Below are 22,762 nucleotides of genomic sequence, written 5' to 3'. Positions count from 1 at the left end.
CCGTCGTTCACGCGAGCGCCGAGCCTCAGGCCTCCGGCGCCCCGAGCTCCTCCAGCGTCCGCTCGAGCCACCGCGTCCAGAACGTCTCCAGATCGATCCCGGCCCGCAGCACCACATGCCTCAGCCGGTCCTCCACCGTGTCCTTCCCCGGCGGGAAATCCCGCTCCTCGATCTCCTCGTACTCGGCCAACTGCCGCCGGTGCAGGGTGAGATGGCGGCGCAGGTCGGCCTCGATGCCGTCCGTTCCGACGACCGCCGCGGCCCGCAGACGCAGCAGCAGGGTGTCCCGCAGCGGCTTGGGGTCCTGGCTCGCGGCCGTCCAGCGGGCCAGCTCGGCGCGGCCCGCGGGCAGGACCTCGTACTCCTTCTTCTGCCCGCGGGTCGCCTGCTGCCGCTCCAGCGCGCGGATGGACCCGTCCCGCTCCAGTTTTCCCAGCTCACGGTAGATCTGCTGGTGCGTGGCCGACCAGAAGTAGCCGATCGACTTGTCGAACCTGCGGGTCAGCTCGAGCCCCGACGAAGGCTTCTCCAGGAGGGCGGTGAGGATCGCGTGCGGGAGTGACATGGCGGCCATCCTAAGTACGGCGTCCGCGGCGGACGCCCGGTGTCAGCCTGAGCGGACGCCCGGTCTCAGCCGGAGCGGGCATCCCGGTGTCACAGCGCCGCGGCCAGCTCCGTGCCCTGCTTGATGGCCCGCTTGGCGTCCAGCTCGGCCGCCACGTCCGCGCCCCCGATGAGGTGCGCGCTGTGCCCGGCGGCAAGCAGCTCCTCGTACAGGTCGCGGCGCGGGTCCTGCCCTGAGCAGAGGACGACCGTGTCGACGGGGATGACTGTGGACTGTCCGTCGACCGTGATGTGCAGGCCCGCGTCGTCGATGCGGTCGTAGCTCGCGCCGGCGACCATCGTGACGCCGCGGTGGCGCAGCTCGGTGCGGTGGATCCAGCCCGTGGTCTTGCCGAGGCCCTGGCCGACCTTGGACGTCTTGCGCTGCAGGAGGTGGACGGAGCGCGGCGGGGCCGGGCGGTCGGGAGCGGTCAGGCCGCCGCGGTCCTTGTAGTCCATGTCGACGCCCCACTGCCGGAAGTACGTCGCCGGGTCCAGGCTCGCCTTGTCGCCGCTGTCGGTGAGGTACTCGGCGACGTCGAAGCCGATGCCGCCCGCGCCGATGATCGCGACCCGCTCCCCCACGGGCGCGCTGTCGCGCAGCACGTCGAGGTAGCCGACCACGCTGGGGTGGTCGATGCCGGGGATCTCGGGGGTGCGGGGGGTGACTCCGGTGGCGACGACCACTTCGTCGTACGCGGCCTTCGCCAGCTCTGCCGCCGTGGCGCGGGTGTTCAACCGGACGTCCACGCCGTGGAGTTCGAGCTGGGTGCGGTAGTAGCGCAGGGTCTCGTCGAACTCTTCCTTGCCGGGCACCTTGCGGGCGACGTTGAGCTGGCCGCCGATCTCGGACGCGGCGTCGATGAGCGTCACGTCGTGGCCGCGTTCGGCCGCGGAGACCGCGAAGGCGAGTCCGGCCGGGCCCGCGCCGACGACCGCGACGCGCTTCTTGTGGCGGGTCGGCGCGAGGACGAGCTCGGTCTCGTGGCAGGCGCGCGGATTCACCAGGCAGGAGGTGATCTGCAGGTTGAAGGTGTGGTCCAGGCAGGCCTGGTTGCAACCGATGCAGGTGTTGATGGCGTCGGGCTGCTCGGCCTTCGCCTTGGCGACGAAGTCCGGGTCGGCGAGGAGCGGGCGGGCCAGGGACACCATGTCGGCGGCTCCATCGGCCAGCAACTGCTCGGCGATCTCCGGGGTGTTGATGCGGTTGGTGGTGACGAGCGGTACGGAGACCTGGCCCATGACCTTCTTCGTGACGAAGGTGTACGCGCCGCGCGGCACCGACGTCGCGATGGTGGGGATGCGCGCCTCGTGCCAGCCGATACCGGTGTTGATGATCGTGGCGCCCGCGGCCTCGATCTCCTTGGCGAGGTGGACCACCTCTTCGAGGGTCGAGCCGCCGGGGACGAGGTCCAGCATGGAGAGGCGGTAGATGATGATGAATTCCGCGCCGACGCGCTCACGTATGCGCCGGACGATCTCGACGGGGAAGCGGATGCGGTTCTCGTAGGCACCGCCCCAGCGGTCCTCGCGCTGGTTGGTGGGGGCCGCGATGAACTCGTTGATCAAGTAACCCTCGGAGCCCATGACTTCGACGCCGTCGTAGCCCGCGAGCTTGGCCAGCTCGGCGGCGCGCACGAAGTCCTCGATGGTCTGCTCGACCTCGTCGTCCTCAAGGGCGCGCGGCACGAAGGGGCTGATCGGCGCCTTGATCGCGCTGGGCGCGACGAGGCCCTCGTGGTAGGCGTACCGCCCGAAGTGCAGGATCTGCATCGCGATCTTGCCGCCCTCGGCGTGCACGGCGGCCGTGATGCCCGCGTGCTCCTCGGCCTCCGCCTCGGTGGTCAGCTTGGCGCCGCCGTCCCAAGGGCGGCCGAGCTCGTTCGGGGCGATGCCGCCCGTGACGATGAGGCCGACACCGCCGCGCGCACGGGTCGCGTAGAACTCCGCCATCCGCCGGAAGCCGTTCGGTGCCTCTTCCAGGCCCACGTGCATGGATCCCATCAGGACCCGGTTGGGCAGGGTGGTGAAGCCCAGGTCGAGCGGGTTCAGCAGGTTCGGGTAGCGGCTCATGCGGGCCCTCCGTACGGGGTGTGTCGTCAGGACAGTTCTAGAGGACGTCGACCCCTTGTGCAACTAGTTGCATAAAGACGTGGCGCGCGCCACTTCGACACAGGGCTCGGCCCGGCACGGCCCAGCACGGCCCAGCACGGCCCAGCACGGCCCGGCACGGCCCAGCACGGCCCAGCACGGCCCAGCACGGCCCGGGTGACCGTTTTGACTGTTTCGCCGGAAGATTTACCGTGCGCAACAGGGGATTGACCATTCGACGAAGCACTCCTACGCTCCTCGCACCCCCGCAGGTATATCGATTAACCCCTGGTTCTCATCGCCCTGGTTGGAGACATCCCGCTGTGCGCTCAACGATGAGTCGGCGCGGCTTCATCGCCGCAGGTTCAGGCCTGGCCGCCGCCACCACCCTGCCCGCCCTCGCCGGCTGTTCCACGCTGGCATCGGCGGATTCCGATCCCGACACGCTCGTGGTGCACAGCCAGCTGGGCACCACCGCTCCGGGCTCGCCCACCTACCTGTCCGCCCTCGACACCTTCCGGGACGAGAACCCGGGTCTGAAGGTGAAGAACCTGGTCAACGGCGACGACCTCGCGCAGGTCTACGAGACCTCACGGCTTGCCCGCAAGGAGCCGGACGTCGTCATGGTGAACCTCTACGACAAGACGCTGGCCTGGACCGATGTCGGGGCGACCGTCGACGTCAAGGGGTACATGGACGACTGGGGACTGCGAAAGCGCGTCCTGCCCGTCGCCCTCGAGGCCTGGACCGACGGCAAGGGGCGGCTGCGCGCCTTCCCCTACTTCGCCACCAACTGGCCGGTCGCCTACAACACGGCGCTGCTCGACAAGGCCGGTGTCGGCGCGATCCCCACCACCGGTGACCAGCTGATCGCCGCCGCCCGCAAGCTCCGCGCCAAGGGCATCGCGCCGGTCACCGTCGGCGGCAACGACTGGACGGGCCAGAAGCTCCTCACCCAGATCATCCAGACCTTCCTCACCCCCGACGAGGCGCGGAAGGTGTTCACGAGCGGCGACTTCAGCGGCAGCAGGGGTGCCCGCGAGGGCATCGAGTACTTCGCCGCCCTGCGCGACGCGGGCGTCTTCGCCGACAAGGCGCAGGGCCTGACGTCCGACACGATGACGACGCAGTTCAACACCGAGGCCGCCGCCGTCCAGTCCGCGATGTCATCGGCGCTCGCGAAGGTCCCGGAGAAGGTCGCACGGCACACCGAGGTCGGCGGCTGGCCGCTCGCGCCGGACGCCGCGCACCCCAAGCCGACGATCCTGCGGACGTACACCCTCATCGGCTTCTGGATCAGTCCGAACGGCACGAAGAAGCTGGATTCCGTCGAGAAGTTCCTGCGCTTCATGTACCGCCCCGACACCGTCTCGCGCTTCATCAAGGAGAGCGGCCGCGACATGGCCCTGCGCTCCGACACCCTCAGCACCGACTTCCCGCTCGTCGCCGAGGCGCAGAAGCTCGGCACCGGCGTCAGCCAGGCCCTGCTGCCCGACCTGTACGTCCCGCCGGCCGCGACGCAGCCGCTGATCACCGCGACCAGCACGGCGTTCACGCGCGGCACGAGCCCCGCCAAGGTGCGCTCCGTGCTCGAAGCCGCGTACCGCACCGCATGAGCCGCCCGCCCGAGCCTTCTGGGAGTCACCCGAGATGACGACACTCACGTCGACGCCGGGCGGGACCGAGGTCCGCCCCGCACCGTCGAAGCCCCCTGTCCGCAAGCGCCGCCGCGAGGGCGGCACCATCCTCGCCGTCCCTGCCCTGATCTGGTACCTGGTCTTCATGGTCGGCCCGATGGTCGCGATCTTCGTGATCGCGGCCCTGCACTGGCCGGGCATGCTGCAGCCCGTCTCGTTCGCCGGGTTCGACAACGTCCGCACCGTCCTCGACGATCCGGTGTTCTGGGACGCCGTGCGCAATACGGCAGTCCAGCTCGCCGTCGCGCTGCCGATCATGATCGTGTGCGCGTACATGCTGGGCTACTACGTGGCGCAGAAGCCGCCGGGCCACCGCGTCCTGCGCTACCTCCTCTTCATCCCCGGCCTGATCTCCACCCCGGCCAAGGCGATGGTGTTCTACGCGGCGCTCTCCCCCGACGGCCTGGTCAACGGCGCGCTGAAGTCGGTGGGCCTCGGCTCGGTGACCGACGCCTGGCTGGCCTCTCCCTCGACGGCGCTGCTCTGCCTGATCGTGCTCGACATCTGGGGCGGCATCGGCTTCACCGCCGTCCTGTTCGCCGCCCGGCTCGGCAGTGTGCCCGAGGAGATCGGCGAGGCGGCGCAGCTGGACGGTGCCGGGCACTGGCGGACGATGTGGCGCGTGCACTTCCCGGTCATCCGCGAGTACGTGGGCGTGGTGACGATGCTCCAGTTCCTCTGGACGTTCTTCGGTTCCGCCCAGCACGTCCTGCTGCTCACGCAGGGCGGGCCCGGCAGCTCGTCGACCACGCTGTCGTTCCTCGTCTACCAGAAGGCGTTCATCGCGGCCGACCTCGGCTACAGCCAGACCGTCGGCGTGATCCTCTTCCTGGTCGGCCTCGTCGGTCTGCTGACCATCCGCCGCGCGTTCCGCCAGAACTACTGACGCCGCACGACCCCCGATCGGAGCCGGTCACCTTGAGATCCCTGAAACACGGAAAGTCCTGGCTGCCCGCCCACATCCTGGCGTGGGCGTACGCGGCGCTGCTCGTCGTCCCCCTCTACTACCTGCTCGCTTCGGCCTTCAAGACGAACGACCAGATCTTCGCGAGCCCCTTCTCCCTTCCCACCTCGCTGTCGTTCGGCAATTTCGGTACGGCCTTCGAGAGCGCCGATCTGGGGCTGGCGGTCGTCAACTCGGCGCTGGTGACGGCGTTCTCGCTCGCGCTGACCCTGGCGCTGGCGATTCCGGCGGCGTTCGCCATCGCCCGCGCCACGGGTCCGCTGGGTGCCTTCGTGGAGAAGGTCTTCTCGCTCGGCTTCCTCATCCCGACGTTCGCCGCGCTCTTCCCGACGTTCCTGCTCGCCGCGGCGACGGGTCTGTTCCACACGCGCCTGTTCATGGTGCTCTTCCTGCCCGCCACCGCGATGCCGCTGTCCGTCGTCATCCTGGTGCAGTTCATGCGGACCATCCCCAAGGAGATGGAGGAGGCAGCGCGGATGGACGGCGCGTCGACGTTCGCGGTTCTTCGGCACGTCTATACGCCGATGTGTCTGCCCGGCATCGCGACGGTGCTGCTCCTGAACTTCCTGACCTTCTGGAACGAGTACCTGTACTCCCTCGTGATCGTCGGCCCCGACCCGTCCCAGCGCACCGTGCAGGTCGCCCTGCCCACTCTCAAGTCCTTGACCGGGACGGATTACGGGGTCCTGACCGCCGGTACGGTACTGACTCTCGTACCGGTATGGGCCGTCTACACGGTGTTGCAGAAGCGGATGCAACAGGCCCTCGTCAGTGGGGCGGTGAAGATGTGAACGGGTCGGAAGCATCCCGTAGGGACAGCGGCAGGGACGGCGGTGCGCGTCCGACGATCAAGGCGGTCGCCGCGGCGGCCGGGGTCTCCACGGCCGCCGTGTCGCAGGCCTTCAACGCCAAGGGCCGCATCTCCGAGGCCACCCGGCGGCGCATCCTGGACGCCGCGGCCGAGCTCGGCTGGTCGCCGAGCGCCACGGCCACGGCGCTGCGCAGCGCGCGGACCCGTACGCTCGCCCTCGTCGTGCGCCGCCCCACGGACGTGCTCGGCGCGGACCCGCACTTCAGCGAGCTGATCACCGGCCTTGAGGGCGAACTGGCGCCGCGCGGCTACGGTTTGCTGCTCCATCTGGTCGCGGATGTGGCCGAGGAGAGCGCGCTGTACGAACGTCTCGCCGCCGAGGGCCGTGTCGACGGGGCCGTCCTGACCGACGCCCGCGCCGACGATCCGCGCCCGCCGCTGCTTCGCGGCCTCGGCCTGCCCGCCGTGCTGCTCGGCGCCCCGCACCCGGACGCGCCCGTGCCCACCGTGGGCCTTGGCAACCAGGGCGCCGGCATACACGAGGCCGTCGACCACCTCATGGAGCTCGGTCACCGGCGCATCGCCTATGTGTCAGGGCCAGGAGAGCTGCTGCACACGGGACTTCGCCGCGCGGTCTTCGAAGAGACCCTGCGGCTGAAGGGAGTTGAACCAGCCGCCGTCCTGAGCACCGACTTCTCCGAGGCGGCGGCCGTCGCCGCGACCGAGGAGCTGCTCGGCATGACGGAGCGCCCGACCGCCGTCATGTACGCCAACGACTCCATGGCGGTGTGCGGCATCGGCGCGGCCCAGCGCGCCGGACTGCGCGTCCCGGACGACCTGTCCGTCGTCGGCTACGACAATCTCCCGATCGGCCGCTGGCTCCATCCGCGTCTGACGACCGTCGACCAGCAGGTGCAGCGGGTCGGCGCGGCCGCCGCGCGTGCGCTGCTCGCGCAGTGCGGCGAGGACGTGCCGCACGTCGCGCTCGACGACCGGCCACGGCTCGTCGTCCGCGAGTCGACGGGGCCCACCGACCGACCTGCGCCTCCGATCACCTCTTCACCCCCGTACGGAAAGACCTGAGTACCACCATGCGACGCCACAGCGCCCAACTCACCCATGACTCCGCCGTCCTGCCCTGGATCGGCGCCAACTTCTGGTCCCGCACCGGCGGTCCGCTGATGTGGCGGAACTACGACCCGAAGACGGTTCGCGAAGAACTCTCCGTGCTGCGTGAGCACGGTCTGACGATGACCCGCTCGTTCTTCTACTGGCCGGACTTCCACCCCGAGCCGCACCGCGTCGACGAGGAGTTGTGCGAGCGCTTCCGTGACTTCCTCGACGCGCACACCGAGTTGGGGATGGGCACGGTGCCCACCTTCATCGTCGGGCACATGTCCGGCGAGAACTGGGACCCGGCGTGGCGCGGGGGCCGCGACCTCTACGAGGACGTGTGGCTGGTCGGCCGCCAGGCGTGGTTCGTGTCGCAGATGACGCGCCGCTTCAAGGACCACGCGGCGGTCACCGGCTGGCTGATCACCAATGAGATGCCGGGCTACGGCCGCATCTACCAGGTGGACCCGCCGTCGAGCGATGTCGTCACCGCCTGGGCGCAGTTCATGTGTGACGCGGTGCGCGCGGCGGGTGGCACGCAGCCGGTGTCGCTCGGCGACGGAGCGTGGGGCATCGAGGTGACGGGCCGCGACAACGGCTTCTCGCTGCGGGACACGGCCGAGTACGTCGACTTCGTGGGCCCGCACGTGTACCGCTCCGACACGGACCGCGTGCGTCAGCACTACCGCGCCGCGTTCGAGTGCGAGCTGGCCGCGGTCACCGAACAGCCGGTGATCCTGGAGGAGTTCGGGCTCTCGACAGACACAGTTTCGGCGGAGAATGCCGGGATCTACTACCGGCAGACGCTCCACAACTCCCTTCTCGGCGGCGCGACCGGCTGGATAGCCTGGAACAACACCGACTACGACGACCTGTGGGACCAGTCGCCGTACGACCACCACGCCTTCGAGATGCACTTCGGCATCACGGACAGCACGGGCGCCCCGAAGACTCCGCTCGTCGAACTCGCCGCGTTCTCCCAGGTGTTGGAGCAGGTGGACTTCGCGCGCTGCCGCCGCTCGGACGCGGACGCCGCGCTCGTCGTGCCCGCGTTCCTTGAGCGCGGCTACCCCTACAGCCGTCCCGCCGACCGCCCCCTGATCTTCACGTCCCTCCATCAGGGGTACGTCGCCGCGCGCGGGGCCGATCTCCCGGTGGGCCTCACGCGGGAGGCCGACGGACTGCCCGGGGACGCGGCGCTGTATCTCCTGCCGTCCACCCGGCAGTTGACGACACGGACGCGGCGCGAGCTGGAGCGGCGGGCCCGCGAGGGCGCCACCGTGTACCTGTCGTTCTGCTCCGGTGAGCACCCCGGGACGCGCGGCCCGTGGTTCGACGACCTGGACGGGCTCTTCGGAGTCGAGCTCCAGCTCACCTACGGTGTGGCCGAACCCATCGAGGACGACGTCCTGGAGATGACCTTCACGGAGGAGTTCGGGGGCATCGCCGCGGGCGAGACGCTGACCTTCCCTGTGGCGGGCAACGAGGACAGCCGCGCCTATTTGCCGGTCGTCCCGACGGGGGCGCGGGTCGTGGCGAAGGACGCGCACGGCCGCCCCGCGCTGCTTGTCCACGAGACGGGGCGCGGGCGTACGGTCCTCGCCACCTACCCGCTCGAGCACATGGCCGCGCGCACGGCCCGCGTCAACCCGGAGCAGACACACCGGCTGTACGCCGCCCTTGCCCAACTCGCGGGCGTGGAGCGGCCGGTGACGGTCGACAGCCCCTACGTCTCGGCGGACGTCCTCGTCCACGAGGACGGGCGGCGGTTCGTCTGGCTGGTCAGCCAGTCGGACGAGGAGCTGGCGGTGCGCCCGGCCGTGGACGGTTCGCTGCACGACCTGGGGACGGGTGAGGCGGTGGAGAAGGTGCGGCTCGCCCCGTTCGGCGTGCGCGTCCTCGAACGGCGATGAGCGCGGTGAACCCGGTCAACCCGGTGGACGCGCCCCTGTACCGGGATGCGGGCGCCCCGGTCGCCGACCGGGTGCGCGACCTGCTCTCGCGGATGACGCTCACCGAGAAGGTGGGCCAGGTCAACCAGCGGATGTACGGCTGGGACGCCTATGAGCGGACGGCCGATGCACAGGGCGGTCACCGCCTGACGGACGCCTTCCGCGCCGAGGTCGCCGCGTTCGACGGGATGGGCGCGCTGTACGGACTGCAGCGCGCCGACCCGTGGTCGGGGGTGACGTTCGCGGACGGCATCACCGCCACGGACGCGGCACGGGTCGCCGACTCGGTGCAGCGGCACGTCATGTCGAGCACCCGGCTCGGCATCCCGGTCCTCCTTGTCGAGGAGGTCCCGCACGGCCATCAGGCCCTGGACGGCACGGTCCTTCCGGTGAATCTCGCGGTGGGCGCGACCTGGGACCCGCGTCTGTACGAGGCCACCGCGGCGGGCGCAGCGGCCGAACTGCGCGCCCGGGGCGGCCATGTCGCCCTCGTCTCGGCGCTCGACCTGGTCCGGGATCCGCGCTGGGGTCGCGCGGAGGAGTGCTTCGGCGAGGACCCGTATCTGGCGGCGCGCTTCACGGAGGCGCTGGTGCGGGGCATGCAGGGCAGCGATGCCGATTCCGTCTTCGGCGCCGACCGTGCCGCGGTCGTGCTCAAGCACTTCGCCGGGCAGGGAGCGACGGTCGGCGGCCGCAACAGCGCGGCCACGGAGCTCGGACCGCGCGAACTCCACGAGATCCACCTGGTGGCGGCGCGGGCGGGGGTCCTCGCCGGGGCCGCGGGCGTCATGGCCGCGTACAACGAGTACGACGGTCTGCCGTGCGCGGCCAACCGGGAGCTGCTCACCGGCCTCCTGCGCGAGCGCTGGGGGTTCACCGGTCTGGTCATGGCCGACGGATGCGCCCTCGACCGTCTCGTGCGCCTCGCCGGTGACCCGGTGGCGGCGGGCGCGCTCGCCCTGGGCGCGGGGACGGATCTGAGCCTGTGGGACGGCTGTTTCCCGCGCCTCGTGGAGGCGGTGGAGCGTGGCCTGGTCCCCGAGCACGCCCTGGACGCGGCTGTCGCGCGGGTCCTCTCCCTGAAGTTCCGCCTGGGGCTCTTCGAGCGGCCCTACGTCGACGGGACGACCCAAAGTGCCGCAGACCAAGCCGAGTTGAGCGAGCGCCTGGCCCGCGAGTCCATCGTCCTGCTGAGCCACGACGGGTCGGCTCTCCCCTTGGCCGCCCCGTCCCGCATCGCCGTCATCGGCCCGAACGCAGACTCGCTCCCCCAGCAGCTCGGCGACTACACCGCGCCGCAGCGCCCCGGCACCGGGCTCACCGTCCTCGGCGGCATCGAGGCAGTGGCGCCGCCGGGCGTCGAGGTGACGTATGCGCGGGGATGCGAGCTGACCGGCGGCGACCGCGGCGGGATCGCGGACGCGGTGGCTCTGGCCGCCGGTGCCGACACGGCCGTACTCGTGCTCGGCGGGTCGAGCGCGCGGGAGGCCGATACCCGCTTCGAAAGCAATGGGGCCGCTGTCGTGGCTTCCGGTGCTCCGGCGGGCATGACGTGCGGCGAGGGTGTCGACCTTGCCGAACTACGGCTTCCGGACGGGCAGTTGGCGCTACTCGATGCCGTGGCCGCCACCGGCACCCCCGTCGTCGTGGTGCTCGTCCAGGGGCGGCCGCATGCCGTGCCGGAGCTGGGCGTGCGGGCCCGTGCCGTGCTGTCGGCCTGGTATCCGGGGCCGTGGGGAGGGCGGGCGGTCGCCGATGTGCTCTTCGGGCGCGCGGAGCCCGTGGGGCGGCTGCCCGTCTCCGTGCCGCGCTCGGCCGCCCAGCTCCCGGTGTTCTACAACGCCAAGGATCACGGCTACCGCGGCTATGTGGACCAGCCCGCCACCGCGCTGCACGCCTTCGGCCACGGCCTCTCGTACACGACCGTCGAGTACGGGGAGCCCCGGCTCTCCCGTTCGAAGGCTCCGGTCAGCGATCCGGGGCTCAGCTGCGCGGTCGCCGTGACGAACACGGGTGCGCGGGCCGTGCGGGAGACCGTGCAGCTCTATGTGCGCCGGCTCGTGGGCTCCGGCTCCTGGCCGCGCGTCCGTGAGCTGCGCGGCTTCGCCCGTGTCGATCTGGCGCCCGGCGAACACGCCGAGGTCGTCTTCGCCGTCGAGGCGGATACCCTGGCCTCGCTCGACCGTGCCCTGGAGTACGTCGTGGAGCCCGGCGAGGTCCTGCTGGAGACCGGGCCGTCCGCCGACCGCACGAGCGGCACCCTTCTGACCCTGACGCCCGGGTGAGCGCCACGTCCGAATCCCGCCAGCCGCGCGCCCGCGAAGCCCGCAGACTTGTGGGTGTCACCGGGATTCACCGGGATGGAAACAGGGAGCAACTGATGACCAAGGTCATGGCCAAGGCCGTCTACACGACCGTCGAGAGCCCGCTGGGTGAGCTGCTGCTGGTCGGCCAGGAGTCGGCCACCGCGAACGGCGGCACCGCGCTGGCCTCGCTGTCCATGCCGGGGCAGAAGGGCGGCGCCACCGTCCAGGACGGGTGGGTGCGCGACGACGAGGCCTTCGCCGTGATCGCCGGGCAGCTGCGCTCGTACTTCGACGGGACGCTCACGCACTTCGACATCGAGTACGTGAGCGGCGTCGGCACCGACTTCCAGGAGCGGGTCTGGCACGCCCTCGACACCCTCCCGTACGGCAGGACCACCACGTACGGGAAGCTCGCCGAACAGCTCGGCGTCTCGCGCGCCGCGGTCCGCGCCCTGGGCACGGCGATCGGGCGCAACCCGCTGCTCGTCGTCCGCCCCTGCCACCGGGTCATCGGCGCCGACGGCTCGCTGACCGGGTACGCGGGCGGCCTTGAGGCCAAGCAGCGGCTCCTGGACCTGGAGTCGAAGAACTAGCGTCCGCCCCGGTGGCCAAGGCGCTCCGAGAGATCGCCCGCGCCCTTGGCGGCAAGATCGGCGAGTTCCTCTTCGCGCTGCTCGCTCCAGCGGATCATCGGCACGGAGATGGAGAGTGCCGCGACGACATGGCCCGCGCTGTCGCGGACCGGGGCGGCCACGCAGCTCACGTCCGGGTTGGACTCGCGGTGTTCGGCCGCGACCCCGCGCTCCCGGATGTCGGCGAGCGCGGAGAGCAGTGCGTCCGGCTCCGTGATGCTGTTCTGGGTCATCGCCACCAGTTCGCGTCCCGCCAGGCGGGTCTCGAGCTCGGCCGGGGGCAATGAGGCTAGCAGCATCTTGCCGACCGACGTGCAGTGGGCGGGCAGTTTGCGGCCCGCGGCGGAGACCATGCGCACCGCGTGCGTGGAGTCCACCTTGGCGATGTAGATGACGTCGGTGTCCTCGAGGACGGCCACGTGGACGGTCTCGTCGCAGGTCTCGGCGACCTCGCGGGCCACCTGCTGGCCCTCGGCGGCCAGGTCGAGCTGCTCGGCGTACCGGCTGCCGAGCTGGTACGCCCGTACGCCGAGGCGGTAGCGGCCCGTCTGGTCCGGGATCTGGACAAGGTACGAGCGGGCGGCGAGGGTGGTGAGCAGTTCGTGCACGGTGGTGCGCGGCAGCTGGAGTCTGCGGGTGACCTCGGGGGCGGACAGTGTCCCGTCGCCCTCCAGGAACAGCTCCAGTATGTCCAGCGCCCTGGTCACCGCTGGAACCAGTCGTCCCATGGTCGGCCTCCCACCCCGTGCGTCCGAAGTCGCGTTCCAAGCTGCGTCCGAAACTTCGGTCAACGATCGATATGACGAACACAGGCTAGACACAGCGACGTTCGGCGCGCAACGGCCTGAGGGGTACCTGTCGGCCCAAGACCATTTCGTTCGAGCCATTGACACCCTGCCGCCTGCGTGAATACGGTCACGCCAACATTTCGAACGTGTGACGAAATACCGAACAACCAAGGGGCAACTGCCTTGCGTATTACGGGAATCAGCACGCACGTGGTGGGGACGCCGTGGCGCAATCTCACCTACGTCCAGGTCCACACCGACGAAGGCCTCACCGGCGTCGGCGAGACCCGCATGCTCGGCCGCACCGACGCGCTGCTCGGCTACCTCCGCGAGGCGGCGGCCAACCACATCGTGGGGTCCGATCCGTTCGCGGTCGAGGATCTCGTGCGGAAGATGAAGTACGGCGACTACGGCCGGGCCGGCGAGATCGTCATGTCGGGCATCGCCTGCGTGGAGATGGCCTGCTGGGACATCAAGGGCAAGGCGCTGGGCGTGCCGGTCTGGCAGCTGCTCGGCGGCAAGGTGACCGACAAGGTCAAGGCGTACGCGAACGGCTGGTACACCACCGAGCGCACTCCGGAGGCGTACCACAAGGCCGCTCGGGCCGTGGTCGAGCGGGGGTACCGCGCCCTGAAGATCGACCCGTTCGGAACCGGCCACTTCGAGCTCGACCAGGCGGGCACGTCCTACGCGGTCTCGCTGATCGAGGCGGTGCGGGACGCGATCGGCCCGGACGCCGAGCTGATGCTGGAGATGCATGGGCGGTTCAGCCCGTCCACCGCGGTGCGCCTGGCGAAGGAGCTCGCGCCGTTCCGGCCCGCCTGGCTGGAGGAGCCGGTGCCGCCGGAGAACCTCAAGGCCCTCGAGAAGGTCGCCGCGAAGGTCGACATGCCGATCGCCACCGGCGAGCGCATCCACGACCGGATCGAGTTCCGCGAGCTCTTCGAGTCGCAGGCCGCCGACATCATCCAGCCGGATCTCGGCCACATCGGCGGCATCCTGGAGACCCGCAAGCTGGCCGCGACTGCCGAGACGCACTACACGCTGATCGCCCCGCACAACGTCGGCGGCTCGGTGCTCACCGCGGCCTCGCTCCAACTCGCCGCCTGCACGCCCAACTTCAAGATCCTGGAGCACTTCAACGACTTCGCGGACGCGGAGATCAAGAAGGTGGTCAAGGGCGCGCCCCAGGTGGTCGACGGCTACTTCGAGGTGTCGCACGAGCCGGGCCTCGGCGTCGAGCTCGACACGGACGCGGCAGCCGAGTTCCCCCAGCAGCAGGCGCGGTTCGACCTGTGGGCCGAGGGCTGGGAGAAGCGGGCCCCCAAGGCGGCCGGGAAGTGAGCACCGACTCCCGCGCCATCGTCATCGACCGGCCGGGCTCGCACCGGCTCACGGTCGGGGCGCGGCCAGAGCCCGGACCCGGTGAGGTCCTGGTCCGGGTGGCCGCCGCCGGGATCTGCATGAGCGACCGCGAGGTGTACGACGGTCACCGGGACGCCGCCTATGTGCGCTACCCCGTGATCCCCGGGCACGAGTGGTCCGGCACGGTCGAGGCCACCGGCGCGGGCATCGATCCGGCGCTCACCGGGCAGAAGGTCGTCGCCGAGGGGTTTCGCGCCTGCGGGACCTGCGAGCGGTGCCGGTGCGGGGAGACGAGCCTGTGCGACGGCGGGTACGCGGAGACCGGGTTCACCGAGCCCGGCGCCTTCGCCGACCACGTGGCCGTCCCCGCCCGGCTTCTGCACCTCCTGCACCCGGACGCGGACCTTGCCGCCGCCGCCCTGCTCGAACCCGCCGCGGTGATCGCGGGCGCGGTGCGGACGGGACGTCCGCGGCCCGGCGAGCGGATCGCGGTGGTCGGCGCGGGCACCCTCGGGATGCTCGCGGTGCAGCTGCTCGCCGCCTCCTCGCCCGGCGAGCTTGCCGTGATCGACCCGCGGGCCGAGCGCGGCAATCAGGCGCTTGGCTTCGGGGCGAGCGAGAGCCTGACGCCCGCCGAATCGGAGGCGTACCACGGCCGTTTCGACCTGGTCGTGGAGACCGCGGGCGCGCCGAGCACGGCCGCATCCTCCTGTCTGCTCGCGCGCAGGGGCGGCCGGGTGGTCCTTACCGGCATGTTCACGCCCGGCGCGGTCGGCATCGATCCGGTGCATCTCTCGCTGAGCCAGCTGGAGGTGCGCAGCGTCTTCGGCGCGCCGTCCTCCGCCTGGTCGGACGCGGTCCGCGCGTTCGGGCTCGGCCTGCTCGACCCGGCCCCGCTCATCACGCACGAGTTCCCGCTGGAGCAATTCGGCGAGGCCGTGGCGCTGGTCGGCGGCGGTGACCCGAAGACCGGGAAGGTGCTCTTGCGCCCCTGAGATGCCCCTGAGATCCCCCTGAGACGTACGGCGGTACGTGGTGACCAGCGCCCCGCAGAACCCCCGTACCGCCGTACACCCACCGAACCGACCAACGTACGAAATATCGAACACAGCGTCATTCACAGCGTATGGGAGTCCCGTGACCAGCCCGTCAGCACCCCGCCGCCCCGGCGTCGACGCCCTCGCCCGCATCGGGCACCCCGTACCCGCCGTCGACCCGGCCGACGCGTCCCCGCACGCGTTCCCCGACGGTGGCACCTGGCGCACCGAGATCCCCTCCGTGGAGGGGCCCGAGGCGCTCGCCGTCGTGCTCAAGGAGAGCTCGCGGCTCGATGTGCCGATCCACCGGATCAGCCAGGGCAGCGGCATCTGGATGCTCTCCGACGACGAGATCACCGAGATGGTGGAGTCCTGCGCCGAACGGGACATCGAGCTCTGCCTGTTCACCGGGCCGCGCGGCACCTGGGACATCGGCGCCGCGACCCGTACCGACTCCGGCGGCGGCGGGCTTCGCTCGCGCGGCCATGACGCGCTCGCCGGGAGCGTCGAAGACGCCGTGCGCGCCACGGAGTTGGGGGTGCGCTGCCTGCTCGTCGCCGACGAGGGCGTGCTGTGGACGCTGCACCGGCTGCGCGCTGCCGGTGTGCTTCCCGCCGACACGACGTTCAAGGTGTCGGCCCTGATCGGTCCGGTCAACCCGGCCTCGTACGCGGTCTACGAGCGGCTCGGCGCCGACTCCCTGAACATTCCTTCCGACCTCACCCTGGACCACCTCACGGAGATCCGCCGGGCAAGCCGCGCCCCGATGGACCTGTACGTCGAGGCGCCCGACGACCTCGGCGGCTACGTCCGGATGTACGAGGCGGCCGAGCTGATCCGGCGCGGCGCCCCGATCTACCTCAAGTTCGGCCTGAGCAAGTCCCCCGGCATCTATCCCTACGGTGCCCACCTGCGCGACCACACCCTGGCCACCGCCCGGGAACGGGTCCGCCGCGGCCGTCTCGCCCTCGACCTGCTCGCCCGGCACGGAGCGGACGGCGGGATGTCGCCGCTCGGCTCACGTCTGCCCGGCGAGCTCCAGCGCTTCCCCGTCCCGGAAGGGGACTGACCCATGAGCACCCGCACATCGAGAAAAGTACGGCTCACCGCCGCCGTGGCCACCGCCGTCCTGCTCGGCTCCCTGACCGCCTGCGGTCAGGAGGCCATCGGCGGCAGCCGCTACAAGCCGGACGAGGGCAAGGGCAGCACCATCGGTCTCGCGATGCCCACCAAGGCCTCCGAGCGGTGGATAGCCGACGGCAACAACATGGCCGAGCAGTTCAAGAAGGCCGGGTACAAGACCGATCTGCAGTACGGCGACAACAAGGTCGAGAACCAGATCGCCCAGCTGGAGAACATGATCACCAAGGGGCGCAGCCTCCTCGTGGTGGCCGCCATCGACGGCTCCGCCCTCAGCGAGGTCCTCCAGCGCGCGCACGACGCGGGCATCCCCGTGATCTCGTACGACCGCCTCATCCTCGGCACGGACAACGTCGATTACTACGCGTCGTTCGACAACGAGCGCGTCGGCCGCCTGCAAGCCCAGTACATCGTCGACAAGCTGAAGCTGGGCAAGCCGGAGAAGGGCGGCGACGCGCACAACATAGAGCTGTTCGCGGGTTCGCCGAACGACAACAACACGAAGTACTTCTGGAACGGCGCCATGAAGGTGCTCGAGCCGTACTTCAAGAGCGGCCAGCTGACGGTCCGCAGCAAGCAGACGAAGATGAACCAGGCCACCACTCTGGACTGGGACGGCGGCACCGCGCAGAAGCGCATGGACGACCTGATCAGCAAGAACTACGGCTCCGCGAAGGTCGACGCGGTCCTCTCGCCGTACGACGGGATCTCGATGGGCATCATCTCCGCGCTCAAGAGCGCGGGGTACGGCTCCAAGAGCGAGCCACTGCCGGTGATCACCGGACAGGACGCGGAGCTCGCGTCGGTGAAGTCCATCATCCGTGGTGATCAGACGCAGACGGTGTTCAAGGACACCCGCAAGCTGGCCGCGCGGACGGTGTCCATGGGCGACGCGGTCCTGAACGACAAGAAGCCGAAGGTCAACAACACCAAGGACTACAACAACGGCAAGAAGACCGTGCCGTCCTTCCTCCTCGATCCGGTCAGCGTCGACAAGTCCAACACCCAACTCCTGATCGACGAGGGTTACTTCAAGGCTGGGCAGCTCAAGTGAGCGCCCCCGTACTGGAGATGCGCGGCATCACCAAGACGTTCCCCGGCGTCAAGGCGCTCTCCGACGTGAATCTGACCGTGGGCGCCGGGGAGATCCACGCGATCTGCGGCGAGAACGGCGCGGGCAAGTCGACGCTGATGAAGGTCCTCAGCGGCGTCCACGAGCACGGCAGCTACGACGGCGAGATCCACTTCGAGGGTCAACGGATGGCCTTCAAGGACATCCGCGCCAGCGAGAAGCACGGCATCGTGATCATCCACCAGGAGCTGGCGCTCGTCCCGTATCTGTCCATCGCCGAGAACATCTTCCTGGGCAACGAACAGAGCAGCCGGGGCCTCATCGACTGGAACGACACGCTGCGCAGGGCGAGCACCCTGCTCAAGCGGGTCGGTCTGAGCGAGAAGCCCCAGACTCCCGTGGCCGACATCGGCGTGGGCAAGCAGCAGCTCGTGGAGATCGCCAAGGCCCTGTCGAAGGAGGTGAAGCTGCTCATCCTGGACGAGCCGACGGCCGCGCTCAACGACGGGGACAGCGCCAAGCTGCTCGACCTCATCCTGGAGCTGCGCGCTCAGGGCATCGCCTGCATCATCATCTCGCACAAGCTGAACGAGATCCGGGCCATCGCCGACTCGGTGACGATTCTGCGCGACGGGCAGACCATCGAGACCCTGACGGTCCGTGAGACCCCGGACTCCGAGCAGCAGTTGTCCGAGGACCGCATCATTCGCGGCATGGTCGGCCGCGACCTCGACCACCGCTTCCCCGACCGCACGCCCTACGAAGGGGAGGACGCGGGAACCCTCGCCCTGTCCGTGCAGGGCTGGACGGTGCGGCATCCGGTCGACCACCAGCGCAAGGTCGTCGACGACGTGTCGCTGACCGTGCGGCGCGGCGAGATCGTCGGCATCGCGGGCCTGATGGGCGCGGGCCGAACAGAGCTCGCGATGTCCGTCTTCGGGCGTTCGTACGGCTCGTACGTCGCCGGCACGGTGGCCGTCGGCGGGCGCGAGGTCGTGACGAAGACCGTGCCCGCGGCGGTCGACGCGGGGATCGCCTACGTCACCGAGGACCGCAAGCAGTACGGCCTGAACCTCATCGACAACATCAACCGCAACATCTCCCTGGCCTCGCTGCCGGGCATGCGGCGCAAGGACGGCTTCGTCGACGAGCACCACGAACGCTCCGTCTCCGAGCGCTACCGCAAGTCGATGAACATCAAGGCCCCCACCGTCTTCGAGCAGGTGGGGCGGCTCTCCGGCGGCAATCAGCAGAAGGTCGTCCTGAGCAAGTGGATCCACGCCGACCCCGACGTGCTGATCCTCGACGAGCCGACGCGCGGCATCGACGTCGGCGCCAAGTTCGAGATCTACACCGTCATCGACAAGCTGGCGGCCTCGGGCAAGGCGGTGCTCTTCATCTCCTCCGAACTGCCCGAGCTGCTCGGGATGTGCGACCGGATCTACACGATGGCCGAGGGCAGGCTGACCGGTGAGGTCGACCGCGCGGACGCCACCCAGGAACTCCTGATGCGCCACATGACCAAGAACAGAAGCTGAGGCATCCGCCATGACCACCACGACCACGCCGCCACGTGACACCTCGTCCACGCCGCCCGCCAAGGAGTCCGCCGGTGCTCTGCTGCTGCAGAGCGTGCGCTCCAACATGCGCCAGTACGGCATGCTCGTCGCCCTGGCCTTCATCGTCGTCCTGTTCCAGATCTGGACCGACGGCACGCTGCTCCTGCCGAACAACGTGTCCAACCTGATCCAGCAGAACGGCTACATCCTCATCCTGGCCATCGGCATGATGATCGTCATCATCGCCGGTCACATCGACCTGTCCGTCGGCTCGCTTGTCGCCTTCGTCGGCGCCATGTCGGCGGTGATGATGGTCAAACACGACATGCCCTGGGTGCTCGCGCTCGTCCTTTCGCTCCTGATCGGCGCGGTCGCGGGCGCGTGGCAGGGCTTCTTCATCGCATACGTCGGCATCCCGTCGTTCATCGTGACGCTTGCCGGCATGCTGCTCTTCCGCGGTCTCACCCAGATCGTCCTTGAGGGCCAGTCGCTCTCGCCGTTCCCCGAGGGCTTCCAGAACATCGCCAAGGGGTTCATCCCCGAGATGGGCCCGTACACGCAGTACCACAACCCGACCCTTGTGCTCGGATTCGTGACGGTCGCGTTCCTGCTCTTCCGCGAATGGCGCAGCCGCAAGCAGCAGCTCGCCTACGACCTCGACGTGACGCCGACGAGCCTGTGGGTGGCCAAGCTGGTGGCGATCACTGCCGCGGTCATCGCCTTCACGCTGACCCTCGCGAGCTTCCACGGCGTGCCCGTGGTGCTGCTCATCATGTGCGGTCTGCTCATCGCCCTCGGCTATGTGATGCGCAACGCGGTCGTCGGACGTCATGTGTACGCGCTCGGCGGCAACAAGGCGGCGGCGAAGCTGTCCGGCGTCAAGGACAAGCGCGTCACCTTCCTGATCTTCGTCAACATGGGCGTACTGGCCGCGCTCGCGGGCTGTGTGTACGCGGCGCGCCTCAACGCGGGTACTCCGCAGGCGGGCCTGAACTTCGAACTCGAGGCGATCGCGGCCGCGTTCATCGGCGGCGCGTCGATGAGCGGTGGCGTCGGCACGGTGATGGGCGCCGTGATCGGCGGCCTGGTGCTCGGTGTCCTCAACAACGGCATGTCCCTGGTCAACATCGGCACCGACTACCAGCAGGTCATCAAGGGCCTGGTACTGCTCGCCGCCGTCGGGTTCGACGTCTGGAACAAGCGCAAGGTCGGCCGTTAGGCGGCCGCAGGAAGCGAGTGCTGAATCCGCGGGCCGGTGGGGGCTGTTCGCGCCCGCGCGGCGGAGCCGCACATGTCCCAGCCCCGCGCCCCTGACGGGGCCCGGCCGTCCCTCTCCACAACTCTCCTCTTTGGAGTCTCACATGGAAACGAGCAGACGCACCGTCCTGGCCACGACCGCCGCAGCAGGGCTCACCGCCGCCGTCGCGGGCACCTCGTACGCCTCGGCGGGCCGCACGCCCACCAAGGAACTCTTCGGCAAGCTGGCCGACGGCACCAAGGTGTACCGCTGGTCCCTCGCCAACGGCGGCACCCGTATGAAGGTGCTGTCGTACGGCGGCATCGTGCAGTCCCTGGAACTCCCGGACCGGCGCGGGCGGTACACCAACGTCTCCCTCGGCTACGACACCATCGAGGCGTACACCGCCGGGACCACGTTCTTCGGCGCGCTCATCGGCCGCTACGGCAACCGCATCGCCAAGGGCCGCTTCACCCTCGACGGCAAGACCCACCAGCTCTCCGTGAACGACGGCGAGAACAGCCTGCACGGCGGGGCCAAGGGCTTCGACACGCGCGTGTGGGACGTCGAGCCGTTCACCGACTCCACGGGCGTCGGCCTCGTCCTGCGGTACGTGAGCGTCGACGGCGAGATGGGCTATCCCGGCACGCTGCGCGTGAAGGTGACGTACACGCTCACCGCGCGCGGCGACTGGCGCATCGACTACGCGGCGACCACGGACAAGGCCACCGTGGTGAACCTGACGAACCACACGTACTACAACCTCGCGGGCGAGGGCAGCGGCGGCATCTATGACCACGAACTGGCCCTGGCCGCCGCCCGGTTCACGCCCACGGACGCCGGTCTGATCCCGACGGGTGAACTGGCGAAGGTGGCGGGCACGCCCTTCGACTTCCGGCGCGCCAAGACGGTCGGCGAGGACATCCGTGTCTCGCACGAGCAGCTGGTGACCGCCAAGGGCTTCGACCACAACTGGGTCCTGGACAAGGGCATCACACAACGTCCCGAGCACTTCGCGACGCTGCGGGACCCGGAGTCGGGGCGCGCGATGAAGATCGCCACCACCGAGCCGGGCGTGCAGTTCTACTCCGGCAACTTCCTGGACGGCACCCTCAGCGGGCCTTCGGGGCGCACCTACCGGCAGGGCGACGGCCTCTGCCTGGAGACGCAGCACTTCCCGGACTCCCCCAACCAGCCGACGTTCCCCTCGACAGTGCTGCGGCCCGGCGAGACCTACCGGTCCAGCACGGTGCACGGCTTCTCGGCGCGCTGAGCCGGACTCCGCCCGAGAGAGGAGACATCTTGCGCCCCAGATTCCTGATCCCCCTGCTGGCCCTTCTGGTCGGTTTGCTCGCCGCCCCCGCCCACGCGGATCCGGCCCCCGCGAAGGCGAAGCAGAAGTACGCGGGCTACCTCTTCAGCTACTTCACCGGCGAGGGCACCGCGGACGGCGAGCAGATCCGCATGGCGCTCAGCCACGGCAACGACCCCACGCGCTACCAGGAGTTGAACGGCGGCAAGCCCGTGCTCACCTCGCAGCTCGGCACCAAGGGGCTGCGTGATCCGTTCATCATCCGCTCGCCGAAGGGCGACAAGTTCTACCAGATCGCCACCGACCTGCGGATGTACGGCGGCAGCGGAGGCAGCTGGGACCAGGTCCAGCGCACCGGCAGCAAGTCGATCATGGTGTGGGAGTCCACCGACCTGATCCACTGGACCGACCAGCGCCTGGTGAAGGTCGCTCCGGACACGGCGGGCAACACCTGGGCCCCGGAGGCGTATTACGACGAGAAGCTGAAGGCGTACGTCGTCTTCTGGGCCTCCAAGGTCTACGCCGCCGACGACCCGGACCACACAGGGTCGACGTACAACAAGATGCTGTACGCGACGACGAAGGACTTCCGCACCTTCGGCAAGCCGAAGGTCTGGAACGACCCCGGCTACTCGGTGATCGACTCCACGGTGGTCAAGGACGGCCGCGACTACTACCGCTTCACGAAGGACGAGCGGGACCCGGCGTCGGGCACTCCCTGCTCGAAGTTCATCACGGCGGAGAAGTCGAGGAGCCTCACGGACACGTCGTACGACTTCGTGGCCGACTGCATCGGAAAGGGTGTGGTCGACCGGGGCGAGGGGCCCGCGGTGTTCAAGTCCAACACCGACGGCAAGTGGTACATGCTCATCGACGAGTTCGGCGGGCGCGGCTACGTCCTCTTCGAGACGACGGACCTCGCGTCGGGCCAGTGGACCGAGACGAAGAACGCCGCTCTGCCGGCGGGCGCCCGGCACGGCACGGTCCTGCCGGTGACCCAGGCCGAGTACGACCGGCTGCTGGGCAGCTGAAACAGCACTGCGGCACGGCCGGTGGGACGGCCGTGCCGCAGTGCTGTTCTGT

The 22,762-nt window shown here is 69.7% G+C and carries 17 protein-coding genes and 1 pseudogene; 15 read left to right on the top strand and 3 right to left on the bottom strand.

Annotated features, from left to right (window positions below; translation table 11 throughout):
- Positions 1 to 25: 25 nt before the first annotated feature.
- Both ABD378_RS08430 and ABD378_RS08425 read right to left on the bottom strand, forming a co-directional pair.
- Positions 26 to 565, bottom strand: coding sequence for a PadR family transcriptional regulator (locus ABD378_RS08430; RefSeq protein ID WP_344519869.1), 540 nt, complete (start codon positions 563 to 565; stop codon positions 26 to 28).
- Positions 566 to 654: 89 nt separating this feature from the next.
- Positions 655 to 2,676 carry an oxidoreductase gene (locus ABD378_RS08425; RefSeq protein ID WP_344519868.1) on the bottom strand — a complete coding sequence of 674 codons (2,022 nt, stop codon included), beginning with the start codon at positions 2,674 to 2,676 and terminating at the stop codon, positions 655 to 657.
- Between the two features lie 341 nt (positions 2,677 to 3,017).
- On the opposite strand from ABD378_RS08425, the gene ABD378_RS08420 reads away from it, so the two are divergent.
- From ABD378_RS08420 to ABD378_RS08390, 7 genes are all read left to right on the top strand, one after another.
- A complete protein-coding gene (locus tag ABD378_RS08420; protein ID WP_344519866.1) occupies positions 3,018 to 4,310 on the top strand; it encodes an ABC transporter substrate-binding protein in 1,293 nt (430 codons plus the stop codon).
- Positions 4,311 to 4,344: 34 nt separating this feature from the next.
- The gene (locus ABD378_RS08415) at positions 4,345 to 5,277 is read left to right on the top strand and encodes a carbohydrate ABC transporter permease (RefSeq protein ID WP_344519865.1); all 933 of its coding nucleotides are present in this window, start codon (positions 4,345 to 4,347) and stop codon (positions 5,275 to 5,277) included.
- Between the two features lie 41 nt (positions 5,278 to 5,318).
- Positions 5,319 to 6,146 carry a carbohydrate ABC transporter permease gene (locus ABD378_RS08410; RefSeq protein WP_344519924.1) on the top strand — a complete coding sequence of 276 codons (828 nt, stop codon included), beginning with the start codon at positions 5,319 to 5,321 and terminating at the stop codon, positions 6,144 to 6,146.
- Between the two features lie 56 nt (positions 6,147 to 6,202).
- Positions 6,203 to 7,249 carry a LacI family DNA-binding transcriptional regulator gene (locus tag ABD378_RS08405; RefSeq protein ID WP_344519923.1) on the top strand — a complete coding sequence of 349 codons (1,047 nt, stop codon included), beginning with the start codon at positions 6,203 to 6,205 and terminating at the stop codon, positions 7,247 to 7,249.
- Positions 7,250 to 7,257: 8 nt separating this feature from the next.
- Positions 7,258 to 9,192 carry a glycoside hydrolase 5 family protein gene (locus tag ABD378_RS08400; protein WP_344519864.1) on the top strand — a complete coding sequence of 645 codons (1,935 nt, stop codon included), beginning with the start codon at positions 7,258 to 7,260 and terminating at the stop codon, positions 9,190 to 9,192.
- A 23-nt stretch (positions 9,193 to 9,215) separates the two neighbouring features.
- Positions 9,216 to 11,516 (top strand): glycoside hydrolase family 3 N-terminal domain-containing protein, encoded by a 2,301-nt coding sequence (locus ABD378_RS08395; RefSeq protein WP_344519922.1) that lies wholly within the window; start codon positions 9,216 to 9,218, stop codon positions 11,514 to 11,516.
- 95 nt (positions 11,517 to 11,611) lie between these two features.
- A complete protein-coding gene (locus ABD378_RS08390) occupies positions 11,612 to 12,130 on the top strand; it encodes a methylated-DNA--[protein]-cysteine S-methyltransferase (protein WP_344519863.1) in 519 nt (172 codons plus the stop codon).
- Here ABD378_RS08390 and ABD378_RS08385 read toward each other — a convergent pair.
- Complete coding sequence (locus tag ABD378_RS08385) at positions 12,127 to 12,897, bottom strand: IclR family transcriptional regulator (RefSeq protein ID WP_344519862.1); 771 nt, start codon at positions 12,895 to 12,897, stop codon at positions 12,127 to 12,129. The genes ABD378_RS08390 and ABD378_RS08385 overlap by 4 nt on opposite strands.
- Before the next feature lie 243 nt (positions 12,898 to 13,140).
- Between ABD378_RS08385 and ABD378_RS08380 the strand changes: the two genes are divergently transcribed.
- The 8 genes and pseudogenes from ABD378_RS08380 to ABD378_RS08345 all read left to right on the top strand — a co-directional run.
- Entirely contained in the window at positions 13,141 to 14,301 is a 1,161-nt protein-coding gene (locus tag ABD378_RS08380; RefSeq protein ID WP_344519861.1) for a mandelate racemase/muconate lactonizing enzyme family protein, read from the top strand.
- Positions 14,298 to 15,317: a zinc-dependent alcohol dehydrogenase gene (locus ABD378_RS08375; protein WP_344519859.1), complete on the top strand. Its 1,020-nt coding sequence runs from the start codon at positions 14,298 to 14,300 to the stop codon at positions 15,315 to 15,317. The genes ABD378_RS08380 and ABD378_RS08375 overlap by 4 nt, the downstream gene beginning before the upstream one ends.
- A gap of 142 nt (positions 15,318 to 15,459) precedes the next feature.
- Positions 15,460 to 16,428, top strand: a complete 969-nt coding sequence (locus tag ABD378_RS08370) for a hypothetical protein (protein ID WP_344519858.1) — start codon at positions 15,460 to 15,462, stop codon at positions 16,426 to 16,428.
- A 3-nt stretch (positions 16,429 to 16,431) separates the two neighbouring features.
- Positions 16,432 to 17,553, top strand: coding sequence for a multiple monosaccharide ABC transporter substrate-binding protein (gene chvE, locus ABD378_RS08365; protein WP_344519857.1), 1,122 nt, complete (start codon positions 16,432 to 16,434; stop codon positions 17,551 to 17,553).
- A 17-nt stretch (positions 17,554 to 17,570) separates the two neighbouring features.
- On the top strand, positions 17,571 to 19,109 hold the full coding sequence (gene mmsA / locus ABD378_RS08360) for a multiple monosaccharide ABC transporter ATP-binding protein (protein ID WP_344519921.1): 1,539 nt from the start codon (positions 17,571 to 17,573) through the stop codon (positions 19,107 to 19,109).
- A 10-nt stretch (positions 19,110 to 19,119) separates the two neighbouring features.
- Positions 19,120 to 20,349: a multiple monosaccharide ABC transporter permease gene (gene mmsB, locus ABD378_RS08355; protein WP_344519856.1), complete on the top strand. Its 1,230-nt coding sequence runs from the start codon at positions 19,120 to 19,122 to the stop codon at positions 20,347 to 20,349.
- 142 nt (positions 20,350 to 20,491) lie between these two features.
- Positions 20,492 to 21,640 (top strand): aldose epimerase family protein, encoded by a 1,149-nt coding sequence (locus ABD378_RS08350; RefSeq protein ID WP_344519855.1) that lies wholly within the window; start codon positions 20,492 to 20,494, stop codon positions 21,638 to 21,640.
- Between the two features lie 29 nt (positions 21,641 to 21,669).
- Positions 21,670 to 22,707, top strand: a pseudogene (locus tag ABD378_RS08345) (glycoside hydrolase family 43 protein); the annotation flags it as partial.
- Between the last annotated feature and the right edge of the window lie 55 nt (positions 22,708 to 22,762).

This window comes from Streptomyces rectiviolaceus (assembly GCF_039533825.1).
Taxonomy (GTDB): domain Bacteria; phylum Actinomycetota; class Actinomycetes; order Streptomycetales; family Streptomycetaceae; genus Streptomyces; species Streptomyces rectiviolaceus.
Note: the sequence above shows the minus strand (reverse complement) of the source record. Positions and strands in the feature narration are given on the sequence as shown.

Bases quoted from the DNA above. Each gene is read 5' to 3' on its own strand.
- ABD378_RS08430 (WP_344519869.1), bottom strand. From the start codon at position 565: ATGTCACTCCCGCACGCGATCCTCACCGCCCTCCTGGAGAAGCCTTCG.
- ABD378_RS08425 (WP_344519868.1), bottom strand. From the start codon at position 2,676: ATGAGCCGCTACCCGAACCTGCTGAACCCGCTCGACCTGGGCTTCACC.
- ABD378_RS08415 (WP_344519865.1), top strand. From the start codon at position 4,345: ATGACGACACTCACGTCGACGCCGGGCGGGACCGAGGTCCGCCCCGCA.
- ABD378_RS08400 (WP_344519864.1), top strand. From the start codon at position 7,258: ATGCGACGCCACAGCGCCCAACTCACCCATGACTCCGCCGTCCTGCCC.
- ABD378_RS08390 (WP_344519863.1), top strand. From the start codon at position 11,612: ATGACCAAGGTCATGGCCAAGGCCGTCTACACGACCGTCGAGAGCCCG.
- ABD378_RS08385 (WP_344519862.1), bottom strand. From the start codon at position 12,897: ATGGGACGACTGGTTCCAGCGGTGACCAGGGCGCTGGACATACTGGAG.
- chvE (WP_344519857.1), top strand. From the start codon at position 16,432: ATGAGCACCCGCACATCGAGAAAAGTACGGCTCACCGCCGCCGTGGCC.
- mmsA (WP_344519921.1), top strand. From the start codon at position 17,571: ATGCGCGGCATCACCAAGACGTTCCCCGGCGTCAAGGCGCTCTCCGAC.
- mmsB (WP_344519856.1), top strand. From the start codon at position 19,120: ATGACCACCACGACCACGCCGCCACGTGACACCTCGTCCACGCCGCCC.
- ABD378_RS08350 (WP_344519855.1), top strand. From the start codon at position 20,492: ATGGAAACGAGCAGACGCACCGTCCTGGCCACGACCGCCGCAGCAGGG.